Genomic DNA, 15,857 nt, shown 5'->3' with positions numbered 1-15,857 from the left:
AAGAGTGAACACCCCGCCACTGACAACCCGTTCTGACCTGCGCACATGTGGAGCGGACGGGGGCATGGCCGGGAGGTTTTCCACAGGCTGAGGGCCTCGTCGGCGCAATGTCCTCACGGACGGGCAGTATGGGGCCATGACTGAGAGCAACGGGCCCACCCCACACCACGACGACATCCCTGATCAGCACGGGGAATCCAGTCGGCAGAGGGACATGCCCGACTGGGAAAAGCGCTTCCGGGCGCCGCGCGTGTCCCTGCCCGACTGGGCAGAGGAGGCGCCGGACCGCTCACTGTTCGTATCCAATGTGACGGGTACGTACGAGTTGTACGCATGGGACCGATCCACTGGCGTGCAGCGCCAGGTCACGGACCGGCCGAACGGCACGACGGACGGGGTACTGTCCCCCGACGGCGACTGGATCTGGTGGTTCGACGACAAGGACGGTGACGAGTTCGGAATCTGGCGCCGACAGCCGTTCACCGGCCCCGTCACTTCCCGCGACGACAGCGGTGTGGACGGTGACGGGCGTGCCGATGGCGGGAGCGGCGAGCAGGCCAGGAGCGATGCGGGTGCCGCCACGCCCGGCCGGCTCGACGAACCGGCCGCTCCCGGGTTGGCCCCCTCCTACCCCGCCGGCCTCGCCATCGGACGGGACGGCCGGACCGCGGTCATCGGACGGTCCACCGACGAGGACGGCTCGACCATTCACCTGGTACGGGAGGGACAAGCGCCGGTGGAGATCTACCGGCACCGGGAGTCCGCCGCGGTCGGCGACATCTCGCACGACGGAACGCTGATCGCCATCGAGCACACCGAGCACGGCGATGCCATGCACTCCGCCCTACGGGTGGTCGACCTCAAGGGCACGGCCGTCACCGAACTGGACGACACCAAGGGCGGCACGGTCGAACTGGGCCTCGAAGTCCTGGGCTTCGCGCCCGTCGACGGCGACACCCGGCTGCTCATCGGTCATCAGCGGCATGGTCGCTGGGAGCCGCTGGTGTGGGACGTGGCGTCCGGCGAGGAGACGGATCTGGGACTGGCCGCCCGGCTGGCGGGCGATCTGACCGCCGAGTGGTACCCGGACGGCTCGGCGCTGCTGGTGGTGCACAGCTTCGAGGCGCGTAGCGAACTGTGGCGCTATGACCTCGCGACACGGCAGTTGGACCGGGTGGAGACCCCCCGGGGCACGGTGTCGGGGGCGACGGCCCGTCCGGACGGCACCGTGGAGTACCTGTGGTCGTCGGCGGCCGAACCGCCGGTGGTGCGCTCGACCTCGGGCAAGGTCGTCCTGGACCCGCCCGGGATGAAGTCGCCGGGGTCGGTACCGGTGGAGGACGTGTGGGTGACCGGGCCGGGCGGCCGTATCCACGCCCTCGTTCAGCGTCCGGCGGGCGCCACCGGTCCTCTGCCGACCGTCTTCGACATCCACGGCGGACCGACGTGGCACGACAGCGACGCGTTCGCGGCGGGCCCCGCGGCCTGGGTGGATCACGGGTACGCGGTCGTCAGGGTCAACTACCGCGGCTCCACCGGCTATGGGAGGGAGTGGACGGACGCGCTGAAGCACCGGGTCGGCCTGATCGAGCTGGAGGACATCGCCGCGGTGCGGGAGTGGGCGGTGAGCTCCGGGCTCGCGGACCCGGAGCGGCTGATCCTCACCGGGGGTTCGTGGGGCGGCTATCTCACCCTGCTCGGGCTGGGCATGCAGACCGAGGCGTGGACGCTGGGGATCGCGGCGGTCCCCGTCGCCGACTACGTCACCGCCTACCACGACGAGATGGAGACGCTCAAGGCGATGGACCGGACGCTGCTCGGGGGTACGCCGGAGGAGGTGCCGGAGCGGTTCCAGGCCTCGTCACCGCTGACCTATGTGGACGAGGTCAAGGCACCGGTCTACATCTCCGCGGGTGTCAACGACCCGCGCTGTCCGATCCAGCAGGTGGAGAACTACGTCGACAGGCTCGCCGCGCGGGGGGCGGTCCACGAGGTCTACCGCTATGACGCCGGGCACGGCTCGTTGGTGGTGGACGAGCGGATCAAACAGGTCCGCCTGGAGCTCGACTTCGCGGAGCGGCACGTGAAGGGGAGCGGCGTATGAAGAGCTGACCGAAAACAGCCGATGGCGGGGGCCGGTTTCGGGACGGGCCATCGCGGAGCCGAACCCCAGCGGTCGGCCCCGCGCGGTGGCACCGTACCGTTGGAGACGTGTACCGGTTCCTGCTGACCCCGCGGTGGTGGGGCATCAACGTCTTCGTGCTGCTGGCCATCCCGTTCTGCGTCTTCATGGGGTCGTGGCAGCTGAGCCGGTTCGAGGACCGGGTGCAGGACCACCGGGACGCGAGCGAGCAGGCCTCGGCCGGCAAGCGCGAGGCCGCCCGGCCGCTTGCCGAGCTGCTGCCCGTGAACAAGGCGACCTCCGGTAAGCAGGCCACCGCGACCGGGCGGTACGGGGAGCAGTTGCTCGTGCCGGACCGGGAGCTGGACGGCGAGCGCGGGTTCTATGTGCTGACCCTGCTGCGGACCGACGCCGGCAAGGCGCTGCCCGTGGTCCGGGGGTGGCTGCCCGGCGCAGCCGACCCGGCGAAGGCTCCGGCCGCGCCCACCGGGGAGGTCACCGTCACCGGAGCGCTGCAGGCCTCCGAGACTCCCGGGTCCAACGGGGTCAGCAGCGCGGGTGGGCTGCCCCCTGGGCAGACCGCGGCCATCAGTGCGGCGTCGCTGGTGAACCTCGTGCCGTATGAGCTGTACGACGCCTGGGTGACGCTCGCCGAGGGCGACGGCGGGATGAAGGCGGTGCCGGCCTCCGCGCCTGACGGCACCGGGCTGGATCTCAAGGCGTTCCAGAACCTGGGCTACACCGGCGAGTGGTTCGTCTTCGCGGGCTTCGTGGTGTTCATGTGGTTCCGGCTGTTGCGCCGCGAGGCGGAGTTCGTACGGGATGCGCAGCTCGGCCTCGTCCCTGATGGGATGGAGTCCGCCGACGATGGGTCGACCGACGGTGAGTCGTCCGGCGGTGAGTCGTCCTGCGGTGAGTCTGCTGACCCCGCCTCGGGCCAGGACGGGACAGCGCGGACCGGTGCGGACGGAGCCGGTACGGACCGAGCCGGTGCCAAGGAGCCCGTCGAGGCGGGCGCCGCCAAGGGTACGTCCTCGAACGACTGAGCCCCCGGGCCACGGACGCACGACGGACCCGGGCCATGTGGACCGGGACCGCGGGAACCGTAAATCGGCACCGGCGAGCCCTGTCCGTGCCGGCTATGAACCTGCTGCCAGCAGCCCCGTGCGGTAGATCGTCCCGGCGCAGGCGTTGGAGATGGTCGTCCCGGTGCTGGGGGATTCGACCTCCGCCGTGTAGGAGACCGTCACACTGCCGTCGGCCACGCCGTCCGCGGTGACCAGTTGCGCCGCGACGCCGTCCGTCTCACCGGCGCCGCTGCTGTCGGTGGTGCCATCGGTGGGTGACGGCCCGGTGGAGGGGTCGGTGCCGCCGCTCCCCCCACCGCTCGTGGTGGGACAGGTCTCCGACGGCACCCAGGCGAACTTGACCTCGTACGAGGTGCCTGGCTGCAGGACCAGCCCGGTGGCGTTCAGCGAGGGGTCCGGCAGACCGGTGGCCTTGTCACCCGCCGTGTGCGAAGACACCGTGATCTTCGAGGAGTCGGCCGCGCCCTGCGGGGTGAAGCTGACCGTGCCGGAGCCGAAGACGGTACAGGCTGAGGTGGAGACGTTGGAGACGGTGAATGAGCCGTAGACCGCCCCCGCGGAGTCGGGAGTGCCGGCGGTCGCGGCGGCGCCGCCGAGGTCGACGGCTTCGCACGCCCGTTCGGTGGCCGCCGAGGCGGTGACTTCGGGACCGCCGGTCCCACCGCCGTCTGCGCCCTTCTCCGGCTCGCTCGGCTCGTTTCTCCGGTCCGCTTTGCCGCTGTCATCCGTCTTGTCCGTGGAGGTGTCGCCACCCGCTGAGCCACCTGAGGGGTCCTTGCCCTGGGGGTCGCTGCCCTTGGTCTGCTCGCTGTTGGCGGCGATGGACGGGTTGGTGTCGGAGTCGGTGGCGTTCGAGACGTGGACCAGCGCCGGGATCGCGGTGCCGATGAGCAGCGCGGCGGCGGCCATGCCGACCGAGGCCTGACGCTTGCGGGCCCGGCGGGCCGGAACCGCCCGGCGCAGGTGCTCGAGTGTGCGGTCGCTCGGCTCCAGCTCCTGAACGGCCTGGTGCAGCATCCTGCGCAGCGCCAGTTCGTCGGGGCCGAGGCCGGAGAGCGGACCATCGGCGGGTTCCCCGGAGCTACCGGGCCCCCCATGATTCGCGTCTCCCAGGGGGGTCACGGTTCCGCCGGGGCTCCCGGCACCGTCAAGACTTCCGGCGCCGCCACTGCTGCCGGTTCCCCCAGGCATCCCGAGCTTCCGGGTCTCCCCCAGCTCCCTGAGGGTCGGCCAAGCACCGATACGCCTGATGTCCCCGTCTTGTCTGATTTCCTTGGCGTCGTTCGGGCGGTTCGTATCGTTCCCGGATTCGCCGAAGGTCCCGTCGGGCGGGCTTTCGGGGCCGTGGTTCACTGTTCCGTTCCCAGCGTGCTGCGTGTCTTCGTCGGGGTGGTCGGGGCGCTCGTCGCCGCACTTCCTGCCGGTCGCCCAGGAAGGGGTCGAGGCCGCCCACGAGGGCCCTCGGCCCTGCGGTCGCCCATCACGCGATCGTCCGTCACCGGCCGTGCCACCGCCGGCCGAACCGCGACCGGCCGTCCCGTCGCGGGGCGCGTCCTCGCGGGATGCATCCTGGCGGGGCGCGTCCTTACGGGGCGCGTCCTCGTGGGACTCGTTGTAGGACTTGTCGTCGCGCTCGCTCATGCCGGTGCCTCCATCGCGACGCGTAGCGCCGCGATGCCCCGGGATCCGTAGGCCTTCACCGAGCCCAGCGATATCCCCAGGGCCTCGGCGACCTGCGCTTCCGTCATGTCCGCGAAGTAGCGGAGCACCAGCACCTCGCGCTGTCTGCGCTGCAGGCCCTTCATCGCCTTGATGAGGGAGTCGCGCTCCAACTGGTCGTACGCGCCCTCCTCGGCGCTGGCCATGTCGGGCATCGGCTTGGACAGCAGCTTCAGCCCGAGGATGCGGCGGCGCAGCGCGGAACGGGAGAGGTTCACCACCGTCTGGCGCAGATAGGCGAGCGTCTTCTCGGGGTCGCGCACGCGTTTGCGGGCGGAGTGCACTCGGATGAACGCCTCCTGGACGACATCCTCGCAGGAGGCGGTGTCGTCGAGGAGGAGGGCTGCGAGGCCGAGCAGTGAGCGGTAGTGGGCGCGGTAGGTCTCGGTGAGATGGTCGACCGTCGTCCCCGCGGCCATGATCTCTTCAGCGCCGTCGCGCTGATTCGGAACGCGGGCGGGCCGCGCTGCGGGCATGGGGGCGATCACCGGCATGCCGCCGGACGTTCCGGGCATACGGGGTCGGCGGGGTGGACGCAGGGCGGTGCCCCTCGTCGACGGCTGTCCCCCCACTCGAGCGGTCCCGAGCGCGGGGGAGAATTCGAGAACCTCTGCCACGCCAGTTGGACACGCTTCCCCCCGTCAGGGTTGTACGCGACAGGCATCACTTTCACGTCAGGCAGCACGACCGACGCTGCACCAAATGCCCTCATGTGACCGGCTCTTCCCCTATGCCCCTAGTACCGAGGCGTCCGGACGCCCCTGAACGGCGTCCGCAAAGACGCTCCCCGCCCTCCGCGCGGTTGCGGAGAACGGGGAGGAAAATCTTCGAGCTTCGGCCGGCCCGTTCAAGTGATCCGGACCGTCGCTTCAGTCATCAACCTCGCAGACAGAGATCCTACAAACGTTTTCTGCCGCAGCCAGGGGGATTCCGGCTGGCGGACGCCGCATGCGCAGAAGTTGCGCATGAGAGCGCTCCCCTGCACAAATGCTCCTCGGCCCATCGTCGAGGCGAAGGCCCCGGGCTGGTCTCACCACAGCGCCGGCCCCGGGCAATGACTCACGCCGCAACGCCGAGTGAGGGCTCGCAAACCCCGACCCCAAGCGAGGGCGCACCACCCCGCACCCGGCCGCCCCCAGGCGGGGCCCACCACCCGTCTCCGGCGGATCGGTGAACGTCCGCACGCTCCTCGCCCGTGGCCGCGCGCACCGCGCTCACCGTCCGGTCAATTCCTCCGCCACCAGCTCCGCGATCTGCGCGGTGTTCAGGGCCGCGCCCTTGCGCAGGTTGTCGCCGCAGACGAAGAGTTCGAGCGCGGTCGGATCGTCGAGGGCGCGGCGGACCCGGCCGACCCAGGTGGGGTCCGTGCCCACCGCGTCCGCCGGGGTGGGGAACTCACCGGCGGCCGGGTCGTCGAACAGGACGACCCCGGGCGCTGTGGCGAGGATCTCGCGCGCCCCGTCGACCGAGACGTCGCCCTCGAAGCGGGCGTGGACGGTCAGGGAGTGGGTGGTGACGACCGGCACCCGCACGCAGGTGGCCGCGACCGGCAGGTGGGGCAGGCCGAGGATCTTGCGGGACTCGTCCCGCACCTTCATCTCCTCCGACGACCAGCCGTTCTCATGCAGCGAGCCGGCCCACGGGACGACGTTCAGGGCCACCGGCTCCGGGAACGGCCCGGTGTCGTCGCCGACGGCCCGCCGCAGATCCCCGGGGCTGGTCCCCAGCTCAGTGCCCGCGACCAGCGACAGCTGCCGGCGCAACGCGATCACGCCCGCGTGCCCGGCGCCGCTCACCGCCTGGAAAGCGGTGACGACCAGCTCACGCAGCCCGAACTCGGCGTGCAGCGCACCCAGCGCCACGATCATGGACAGGGTGGTGCAGTTGGGGCTGGCGACGATCCCACGCGGCCGGACCCGGGCCCGGTGCGGATTGACCTCGGGCACCACGAGCGGCACGTCCGGGTCCATCCGGAAGGCTCCGGAGTTGTCGATCACGACCGCGCCGCGTCCGGCGGCGACGGGCGCCCACTTCAGGGCGACCTCGTCGGGGACGTCGAACATCGCGACGTCGATTCCGTCGAAGGCCGCCTCGGCGAGCGCGACGACCTCGACCTCCTCACCGCGAACGGTCAGCTTGCGGCCGACCGAACGCGGCGAGGCGATCAGACGGATCTCGCCCCAGATGTCCGCGTGCTGGGACAGGATCTGGAGCATGACGGTGCCGACGGCTCCGGTCGCACCCACGACCGCGAGCGTCGGCCGCCCGCTGCGGGCCTGAGCCATCAGCGGCCCGCGCCTCCGTCGTAGAACTCGGTCACCGCCCGGTGCCTCCGTAGACCACGGCCTCGTCGGAGTCGGAGTCGAGTCCGAAGGCGGTGTGCACGGCACGGACCGCCTCGTTGACGTCGTCGGCGCGCGTGACGACCGAGATACGGATCTCGGAGGTCGAGATCAGCTCGATGTTCACGCCCGCGTCGCTGAGCGCCTCGAAGAACGAGGCGGTGACTCCCGGGTTGGTCTTCATACCGGCGCCGACCAGGGAGATCTTGCCGATCTGGTCGTCGTAGCGCAGCGATTCGAAACCGATCGCCGTCTTCGCCTTCTCCAGGGCGTCGATCGCCTTGCGGCCCTCGGCCTTCGGCAGGGTGAAGGAGATGTCCGTGAGGCCGGTCGTGACCGCGGACACGTTCTGCACGACCATGTCGATGTTGATTTCGGCATTGGCGATGGCGCGGAAGATCACGGCGGCCTCGCCCGGCTTGTCCGGCACGCCGACGACCGTGATCTTGGCCTCGGAGGTGTCGTGCGCGACACCGGAGATGATGGCCTGCTCCACCTTCTGGTCCCCTTGCCCTTGCTGAATCGGCTCACTGCTGACCCAGGTGCCCTGCAGTCCGCTGAAGGACGAGCGCACATGAATCGGGATGTTGTAACGGCGGGCGTACTCCACACAGCGGTGGAGCAGCACCTTGGAGCCGGAGCTGGCGAGCTCCAGCATGTCCTCGAAGGAGATCCAGTCGATCTTCCGGGCCTTCTTCACCACGCGCGGGTCGGCGGTGAAGACGCCGTCCACATCGGTGTAGATCTCGCACACCTCGGCGTCCAGCGCCGCGGCGAGCGCGACCGCGGTGGTGTCGGAGCCGCCCCGACCGAGCGTGGTGATGTCCTTCTTGTCCTGCGAGACACCCTGGAAACCGGCGACGATGGCGATGTTGCCCTCGTCCAGCGCCGTGCGGATGCGCCCCGGGGTTACGTCGATGATCCGGGCTTTGTTGTGGACGGAGTCGGTGATGACGCCCGCCTGGCTGCCGGTGAACGACTGGGCCTCGTGGCCCAGGTTTTTGATCGCCATCGCCAGCAGGGCCATGGAGATCCGCTCTCCGGCGGTCAGCAGCATGTCGAACTCCCGCCCGGCCGGCATCGGGGATACCTGCTCGGCGAGATCGATCAGCTCGTCCGTCGTGTCGCCCATCGCGGAAACCACGACAACCACCTGGTTGCCGTTCTTCTTCGCTTCCACGATCCGCTTGGCGACGCGCTTGATGCCCTCGGCATCGGCTACGGATGAGCCTCCGTACTTCTGCACGACAAGGCCCACGTGCGCTCCTCGCTCAGTCCGTCTCGTACCGCACGACTGCGGTCGACTCAGTTTAACGAGCGGCCGGATCCGGCCCCGGGAGTATCGGATCGTGAGATGTCCCGCTCACTGTGTGATCATCCGGGTGGTCGGCGTTCCAGGACGTCCGTGTCCGGCCGCTCCGGTCCTTCCGTGTCCGGCCGCTCCGGTACGGCAGCGTCCGGCCGCTCCAGGACGGCGCATGCCCGCCAGACCGCCCGGCACTCGGAAAGTGCCCGGCATCACACCGGCCCCCTTCCCGTCGTCACCGAATGCCACACCCCAGCGGCCCAGCAGCCTCTCTGCCCAGCAGCCTCTCTTACCGCCGGTACTCCCATAAGTCCCTGAGAGTTCAAGGACTATCGTTCGCCTCGTGCGCGTACTGCTGGTGGAAGACGACGAACCGGTCGCCGAGTCGCTCCGGCGTGGCCTGCTGCGCTACGGGTTCGAGGTGGAGTGGGTGACCACGGGCGCGGCGGCCCTGGCTCACGAAAGTCCCTACGACGTCGTGCTCCTCGACCTCGGCCTGCCCGACACCGACGGGCTGGACGTCTGCAAGGTCCTGCGCGAGCGCGGCGACGTACCGATCATCGTGATCAGCGCACGCAGCGACGAGACCGACCGGGTGGTGGGCCTGGAGATAGGCGCCGACGACTACGTATCCAAACCCTTCGGCGTCCGCGAGGTCATCGCCCGCATCCGGGCGGTGATGCGGCGCGTGCAGCCGCGGGGCGCCACCGAGAGCGGACCCGGCGGATCGGGCGGCCGCAGCGGCCCCGACCAGTACGGCGCCCGGCTCACCATCGACCGCAAGGCGGCCCGCGTCCGGCTGGACGGCGCGGAGGTGGCGCTCGCCCCCAAGGAGTACGACCTGCTCGCCTTCCTCACCGAGGAACCCGGCGCACTGATGTCGCGCGAGCAGATCATGGAGGCGGTCTGGGACGCGAACTGGTTCGGACCCACGAAGACACTGGACGTGCACGTGGCGGCGCTGCGCCGGAAGCTGGCGGGGGCGATCACCATCGAGGCGGTGCGCGGGGTCGGGTTCCGGCTGGAGATAGCAGCAGGCAGCGCTCCCGGTGAGCCGGGCACGCCGGGCGGGCCCGGCACATCGGCCGGGACCGGCACACCGGACGGGCCCGGCACTTCCGGCCGGCCAGGTACGTCCAGCGGGCCCGGCACATCCAGCGGATCCGGTGGCGCGCCGTGATCCGCCAGCTGATCGTCAGCTACGTCCTGCTGGTCGCCGTAGCGCTCGCGGCCTTCACCGTGCCCGTGGCGTTCACGCTGACCGAGCAGCTCCGCGACGACACGGAGGCGTCTCTGCGGCGGGAGGCCACGATCATGGCCGTGCTGCTGGGCGACGAGGATCCGGAGTCACGCGAGGCGCTGGTGCGGATGGCGTCCGCGTACAACGAGGAGGAACAGACCGGCACGGTGGTGCAGGTCGTCTCCTCCGACGGGACGAAGATCGCCGGACTGCCGCTCGCGTCCCGCGACGAGGCCGTGCGGGCGGCCCTGCGGTCCGGTCGGGTCACGACCGACTGGGGCGCCCCCTTCGTCTGGGGCTCCCACCTCGTGATCACCGTCCCCGCCGAGGAAGGCCCGCAGATCGTTGGGGCGGTCCGGATCAGGTACTCGACGTCCGACCTGAGCAAGCGGCTGTGGACGATCTGGGGCTTCCGGGCCGCGCTCGCCGTCGGGGTGCTGGCCGTCGCCGCCGGCCTCGGTGCGATCGTCGCCCGTCGGCTGACCCGGCCGTTGCGCCAGCTCAACGACATGGCGAGCAAGTTCGGGGACGGGGATCTGACGGCCCGTTCGCCGGTGACGGGCCCACCGGAGACCCAGCAGTTGGCGCGCACCCTGAACACGGGCGCGGAACGCCTGGACACGCTGATCGGCTCCCAGCGCATCTTCGTCGCCGACGCCTCGCACCAACTCCGCACCCCGCTCACGGCGCTCAGGCTGTCGCTGGACAACATCGCGGACGGCGTGGACGACGAGTTCGTACGGGAGGACGTGGAGCAGGCCACCGCCGAGGTGGTCCGGATGAGCCGGCTGGTCAACGGGCTGCTCGTGCTGGCGCGGGCGGAGGCGAAGGTGACGGCCGCCGAACCGGTGCCGCTGCGGGATCTGGTGGAGGAACGGCTCGCGGTGTGGAGACCGGCCGCCGACGAGCGCGGAGTCGCCGTCGCGCTCAGGGGAGAGGCCGGCGGCCGGCCGCTGGTGTTGTCCAGCCCCGGTCACTTGGAGCAGGTGCTGGACAACGTGCTCTCCAACGCCCTGGAGGTGTCTCCCGACGGTTCGACGATCACCGTGCGGGTGGCGGGCGCGGGCAGTCGTGAGGTGGTCCTGGAGGTGGAGGACCAGGGTCCCGGTATGTCGGATGCCGAGAAGGCGCGCGCCTTCGACCGGTTCTGGCGGGGCCAGGGACTGACCGGCCGGTCCGGCTCGGGGCTCGGGCTCGCCATCGTCCGCCAGTTGGTGACGGACGACGGCGGCACCGTGACCCTGCGGGACGGCAGGCCCAGGCCGGACGGAACGGCCGGGCTGTGCGTGCGGATCAGCTTGCGGGCGGGAGTACCGAGGAGTGGTGGTTGACGATGAGCCACTTGCCGCCGCGCTTCTCGTACTCGTAGGTGTAGCGGGCCTCGACCTTGCGCTTCTCGCCGGTCTTCGGGTCGGTGAGCGTGAACTCGTACAGCCCCGTGTCGATGGCCGAGTTGGAGTCCAGGACGTTGACGATCGTTCTGATCTTCTTGCCCTGCGGCTTGTTCGCCAGGAAGTGCTCGAAGTAGTCGACTATCTCGGCGTGGTTGGTGCGGATCTTCGGCGAGGCGGTGGGGAGCAGCACCGCGTCCTTGGCGTAGCGGGCGGCCACCTTCTGCGGGTCGCCGCTCTTCAACGCGGCGTTCCAGCCGTCGAAGAGGGCGGTGATCTGCTTCTTGGTGGGCTTGGCTGCGACGGCCGGTGCGCTCTGCTCCGGGGTGGCGATGCTGACCCCGGCAGTGAGAGTGCCTGCCACCACGAGAGCGGCGATGGCCACGGTCGCTGTACGGGTCTTGCGCGTCATGCGGCAACTCCTGTGTCTGGGTTGTCGGTTGCTCCCTGTCGGGGAGTGGTTCCAGACTCGCGGGAAACGGGTTAAGGCCCGTGCAGGGGACGTACAGGGGGTGGACAACAAGCGTCCAAAGTACGGAGAGTTACGGCCGTGACGCCCACCACGCCACGACGGCCACGCCCGGCCACAACTGCCACAACGGTTGGGGCCACCAGGGCCGCCGGACGGCCGCGGCGGACTGAGTGGGCGGGGCGGGCTGAGGTGCCCGGGGCGGACTGGCTGGGCAGGCGGACTGACTGGGCAAGCGGACTGACCAGGCAGGCGGGCTGAGTGGGCGGGGACGTGCGGGCGGACGTGCTACTGGCGGCGATCGTCCTGCTCGGCTCCTGCGTCCCAGTGGCTCACCGGGATGGCTTTCGCGCTCGTCGCCGTACCCGCGCTGGTACTGGTGCTGGGGCCAGCCGAGGCAGTGGCGCTGGCCAACTGTGCCGCCGGGGCGATCAGCGTCGTGGGACTGGTCGGTGGATGGCGGCGGGTGCGACCGGCGGCCATGGTGCCGCTGTGCGTCGCCGCGGCGTGCACAGTGCCCGCCGGGACCTGGCCGGCCCGGCGGCTGCCGGAACCGGCGCTGCTCGCTGTCATGGGGGCTCTGGTGACGGTGGCCGTGGTGCTCGTCATGCGAAGCGCCCGGGTGCCCGCGCTGAACGGCACGAAGGGTGCGGTGGTGGCCGGTGCGGCGGGCGGGTTCATGAACTCGGCGGCCGGGGTGGGCGGACCGCCCGTGTCCCTGTACGCGGTCAACGCGGGATGTCCGGTACGGGAATTCGTACCCACGCGCAGTTCTACGGCGTCGTCGTCAACGCCTTCTCCGTGGCGTCCAACGGGGCGCCGCGGCTCCCGGCCCCGCTCTGGCTCCTCGCCGGCGGCGCGATGGCCGTAGGCGCCCTGATCGGCAGGGTTCTCGCGGCGCGCGTTCCCGAGGGGCGGGCCAGGATGCTCGTCCTGCTGCTCGCGCTCGCAGGAGGGGTGATCACCCTGGTCAAGGGGCTTGCGGCCGCGGCGGGTTGATCCCCGCCGCGGCCGCAGGCCCTTGACCGTGCAGGCCCTTGACCGTGCAGGCCGTAGACCGTGCAGGCTCTTGCCCCTGCAGCCCTTGGCCATGCAAGCCAGGCCGCGCGCCCGACGTGCAACCCCGGTCGTCCAAGCTCCTGCACGCCGCGCAGGCCCCGGCGTTCGGCCACGCCCCGCAATCCCCGGCCCGGCCGAGCCCGGCGGTCCCCTGCTTGGCCCGGGGGACCTACTGCTTGGCCCGGCGCAGCCCCAGCGGTGCCGCGATCTCCTCCGCCATCACACGGCCCGCCTCCTCCGCGAGGTTCTCCTCGCCGAGGTCCTGGTCGGTGTCGAGGCCGTCCAGTTCCTCCAGGGGCTGGTTCAGACGGACATGGGCGACCAGGGACTGCAGGGCGCGCAGCGCACCGGAGGCGGTGGAGCCCCAGTTCGAGAAGTACGAGAACTGCCACCACCACAGGGCCTCGACGGTGCGGCCCGCACGGTAGTGGGCCATGCCGTGGCGCAGGTCGGTGACCACGTCCGCCAGGTCGTCGGAGATGCGGCAGGCCACCGGGGCCCGGCGCGGCTCGTACGGGTCGAAGACCTCGGAGTAGACGTCCACCGGGTCCAGGAGCCGCGCGAGGCGTTCGCGGAGTTCGTCGACGTCCCCCTCGGGGCCCAGGTCGGGCTCGTAGCGCTCGTCGGGCACGATGTCCTCGTGCGCGCCCAGCCGGCCGCCCGCCAGCAGCAGCTGGGAGACCTCCAGGAGCAGGAAGGGGATGGCCGAGTCCGGCTCGTCCCCACGGGCGACCTCGGTCACGGCGACGAGGAAGCTCTCCACCTGGTCGGCGATCTGGACCGCGAAGTCGTCCGGGTCCTGACCGGTCGCGTGCAGCGTGGCGTCGGGCATCACAGTCCCCAGGTTCGAAGGCATGGTGGTGTCAGACATCTAGGAGTCGTCTCCCCTCGAAGGCGCGGCCCAAAGTGACCTCGTCCGCGTATTCCAGATCGCCTCCCACCGGGAGTCCGCTGGCCAGGCGGGTGACCTTGAGGCCCATGGGCTTGATCATGCGCGCCAGATACGTGGCCGTGGCCTCCCCCTCCAGATTGGGGTCCGTGGCGAGGATCAGCTCGGTGACCGTGCCGTCGGCCAGCCTGGCCAGCAGTTCCCGGATCCGCAGGTCGTCCGGGCCCACGCCCTCGATCGGGCTGATCGCTCCGCCGAGCACGTGGTAACGGCCCCGGAACTCACGCGTCCGCTCGATCGCGACGACGTCCTTGGGCTCCTCGACCACACAGATCACCGAGGAGTCGCGGCGCGCGTCGCGGCAGATGTTGCACAGCTCCTCCTGTGCCACGTTGCCGCAGGTCGCGCAGAAGCGGACCTTCGCCTTGACCTCCATCAGGGCCTGGGCGAGCCGACGCACGTCGGCCTGCTCGGCCTGCAGGATGTGGAAGGCGATCCGCTGCGCGCTCTTGGGCCCGACGCCGGGCAGGCGACCCAGCTCGTCGATGAGGTCCTGGACCACGCCTTCGTACAACGGACTGCCTTTCCACTGCTTTGCACGTTCGCACGTACGGTAGTTGGCGCCCGACCGCCTTACCAGGGGCGACCCGGCCGAGCTCGAGGGAGACCACCGTGTCACCGGACCACGGTGTCACCGGATCACCGTGTCACCGCCACCGGATCTCCGTGTTACCGGCACCGGATCACCGTCTCACCGCCACCGGGTCACCGGGGGCGCCGGAACCCGGGTCGGCGGCCCGGAAACCAGGTCGACGGCCCGGAACCCGGGTCAGAACGGCAGGCCGGGGATGCCGCCGCCGAGGCCCTGGGCCAGCGGGCCGAGCTTCTGCTGCTGGAGTGTCTGCGCGTTCTCGTTGGCCGCCTGGACGGCCGCGACGATCAGGTCGGCGAGGGTCTCGGTGTCCTCCGGGTCCACCGCCTTGGGGTCGATCCGCAGTGCCCGCAGTTCACCGGAGCCGGTCACGGTCGCCTTCACCAGGCCGCCGCCGGCCTGGCCGTCGACCTCGGTGCGGGCGAGTTCCTCCTGGGCGTTGGCGAGGTCCTGCTGCATCTTCTGTGCCTGCTGAAGCAGCTGCTGCATATTGGGCTGGCCACCACCGGGAATCACGATCAGCTCCTGCGTCGGGTACGGCTTCTGGCGGGGGGTTTCCCGTCTGGCACGAGCCTACGTGGTCCACGCGGCTGTCGCCCCAGCACTCTTTCGGGTGAGACGGAGACGTTTCCTATACCTGATCGTGGACCACCTTCAGGCGGAAAAACTGCGATAACTGGGCTATCGCCACCCAATGGGAGGTAATAAGGGGCGGGCGCAGCAGTCATGTGCGTCACGGTACTGTCACTCAACGTCATGATTGAGGGAGCGCGCGGGTGAGCCAGCCGGAGATGCAGCCCGAAGGGACGCCTCAGGACGGGCGGATCGAGCGCGCGGGGTTGCGGCCGGGAGACCTCACCGGGCGGGCGTTCCCGCGCGGGGACTGGGGGGAGCCGGCGGAGCAGTTGGAGGAGCTTTACCGCTGGGTGGAGAGCGGGGCGCTGGCCGTGGCCGACTGGTATCTGGCGGACCGGGTGTGGAAGCGCCGCAGTGCGCGGGCGCTGCGCGTCGGGACCGCCGTGGGGGTCGTGCTGGGGGCGTCACTGCCGCTGCTGGAGCTCACCCGGGTGGTGAGCGGGGTGGCTCTGTGGGGGTATCTGTCGTTGCTGCTCGGGGCGGCCTGCGCGGTCTGTGACCGGTTCTTCGGGTTGACGTCCGGGTGGATGCGTGACGTGGCCACCGCGCAGGCCGTACAGCGCAGGCTGCAGGTGCTGCAGTTCGACTGGGCGTCGGAGAGCGTGCGCGAGGTGCTGGGCCCCACGGAGGGGACGGCGGCGGAGGCCGCGGAGCGGTGCCTGGGGGTGCTGCGGCGGTTCACCGAGGACGTGACGGAGCTGGTGCGGTCCGAGACGGCGGACTGGATGGTGGAGTTCCGGACGGGGCCCGCCCCACTGGCCGTCCAGTCCGCGGGCTCGCCCCGCCCGGAGGGCGCCCAGCCCGGGCGGATGGCCCTGCCTCCGGCCCGCCCCAACATGCCCCGGCAACGGCCCCCTGAGCCGCGCTGACAGGCCCAGGCCCTGCCGAGGATGTGGGGCCCTGCCGATGGTGTGTGGGCCCTGCCGATGGTGGGGGCCGCTGGC

Annotated in this window: 13 protein-coding genes and 1 pseudogene; 6 read left to right on the top strand and 8 right to left on the bottom strand. The window is 70.7% G+C overall.

The window, feature by feature from the left end; translation table 11 throughout:
* Window positions 1–136: 136 nt before the first annotated feature.
* On the top strand, window positions 137–2,104 hold the full coding sequence (locus tag EF387_RS41195; RefSeq protein ID WP_420802691.1) for a S9 family peptidase: 1,968 nt from the start codon (window positions 137–139) through the stop codon (window positions 2,102–2,104).
* Between the two features lie 107 nt (window positions 2,105–2,211).
* Window positions 2,212–3,168 carry an SURF1 family protein gene (locus EF387_RS41190; protein ID WP_128381734.1) on the top strand — a complete coding sequence of 319 codons (957 nt, stop codon included), beginning with the start codon at window positions 2,212–2,214 and terminating at the stop codon, window positions 3,166–3,168.
* 93 nt (window positions 3,169–3,261) lie between these two features.
* Here EF387_RS41190 and EF387_RS41185 read toward each other — a convergent pair whose 3' ends face one another.
* The 4 genes from EF387_RS41185 to EF387_RS41170 all read right to left on the bottom strand — a co-directional run bounded on the left by EF387_RS41185 (window position 3,262) and on the right by EF387_RS41170 (window position 8,529).
* Entirely contained in the window at window positions 3,262–4,332 is a 1,071-nt protein-coding gene (locus EF387_RS41185) for a hypothetical protein (protein ID WP_128381733.1), read from the bottom strand.
* Window positions 4,333–4,847: 515 nt separating this feature from the next.
* Window positions 4,848–5,546 (bottom strand): SigE family RNA polymerase sigma factor, encoded by a 699-nt coding sequence (locus EF387_RS41180; RefSeq protein ID WP_420802690.1) that lies wholly within the window; start codon window positions 5,544–5,546, stop codon window positions 4,848–4,850.
* A gap of 597 nt (window positions 5,547–6,143) precedes the next feature.
* Window positions 6,144–7,214, bottom strand: coding sequence for an aspartate-semialdehyde dehydrogenase (locus tag EF387_RS41175; protein WP_128381731.1), 1,071 nt, complete (start codon window positions 7,212–7,214; stop codon window positions 6,144–6,146).
* Between the two features lie 31 nt (window positions 7,215–7,245).
* Window positions 7,246–8,529: an aspartate kinase gene (locus tag EF387_RS41170; RefSeq protein ID WP_128381730.1), complete on the bottom strand. Its 1,284-nt coding sequence runs from the start codon at window positions 8,527–8,529 to the stop codon at window positions 7,246–7,248.
* Between the two features lie 391 nt (window positions 8,530–8,920).
* Here EF387_RS41170 and EF387_RS41160 point away from each other — a divergent pair, with 391 nt between their 5' ends.
* Together EF387_RS41160 and EF387_RS41155 are read left to right on the top strand one after the other, a co-directional pair.
* On the top strand, window positions 8,921–9,757 hold the full coding sequence (locus EF387_RS41160) for a response regulator transcription factor (protein WP_128381728.1): 837 nt from the start codon (window positions 8,921–8,923) through the stop codon (window positions 9,755–9,757).
* The gene (locus EF387_RS41155) at window positions 9,754–11,148 is read left to right on the top strand and encodes a sensor histidine kinase (protein ID WP_128381727.1); all 1,395 of its coding nucleotides are present in this window, start codon (window positions 9,754–9,756) and stop codon (window positions 11,146–11,148) included. The genes EF387_RS41160 and EF387_RS41155 overlap by 4 nt, the downstream gene beginning before the upstream one ends.
* Here EF387_RS41155 and EF387_RS41150 read toward each other — a convergent pair.
* Window positions 11,111–11,620 carry an SgcJ/EcaC family oxidoreductase gene (locus tag EF387_RS41150; protein WP_128381726.1) on the bottom strand — a complete coding sequence of 170 codons (510 nt, stop codon included), beginning with the start codon at window positions 11,618–11,620 and terminating at the stop codon, window positions 11,111–11,113. The genes EF387_RS41155 and EF387_RS41150 overlap by 38 nt on opposite strands.
* Before the next feature lie 348 nt (window positions 11,621–11,968).
* On the opposite strand from EF387_RS41150, the pseudogene EF387_RS41145 reads away from it, so the two are divergent.
* A pseudogene (locus EF387_RS41145) lies at window positions 11,969–12,676 on the top strand (TSUP family transporter).
* Window positions 12,677–12,905: 229 nt separating this feature from the next.
* On the opposite strand, the gene EF387_RS41140 reads toward EF387_RS41145, so the two are convergent.
* From EF387_RS41140 to EF387_RS41130, 3 genes are all read right to left on the bottom strand, one after another.
* A complete protein-coding gene (locus tag EF387_RS41140; RefSeq protein WP_128381744.1) occupies window positions 12,906–13,568 on the bottom strand; it encodes a DUF5063 domain-containing protein in 663 nt (220 codons plus the stop codon).
* 31 nt (window positions 13,569–13,599) lie between these two features.
* Window positions 13,600–14,199: a recombination mediator RecR gene (gene recR / locus EF387_RS41135; RefSeq protein ID WP_128381725.1), complete on the bottom strand. Its 600-nt coding sequence runs from the start codon at window positions 14,197–14,199 to the stop codon at window positions 13,600–13,602.
* A gap of 255 nt (window positions 14,200–14,454) precedes the next feature.
* Window positions 14,455–14,793 carry a YbaB/EbfC family nucleoid-associated protein gene (locus tag EF387_RS41130; protein WP_128381724.1) on the bottom strand — a complete coding sequence of 113 codons (339 nt, stop codon included), beginning with the start codon at window positions 14,791–14,793 and terminating at the stop codon, window positions 14,455–14,457.
* Window positions 14,794–15,053: 260 nt separating this feature from the next.
* Between EF387_RS41130 and EF387_RS41125 the strand changes: the two genes are divergently transcribed.
* Window positions 15,054–15,782, top strand: a complete 729-nt coding sequence (locus tag EF387_RS41125) for an SLATT domain-containing protein (RefSeq protein ID WP_128381723.1) — start codon at window positions 15,054–15,056, stop codon at window positions 15,780–15,782.
* Window positions 15,783–15,857 lie beyond the last annotated feature (75 nt).

Source organism: Streptomyces cavernae (assembly GCF_004023625.1).
Lineage (GTDB): Bacteria > Actinomycetota > Actinomycetes > Streptomycetales > Streptomycetaceae > Streptomyces > Streptomyces cavernae.
This window is presented reverse-complemented; position numbering and strand designations above follow the sequence as displayed.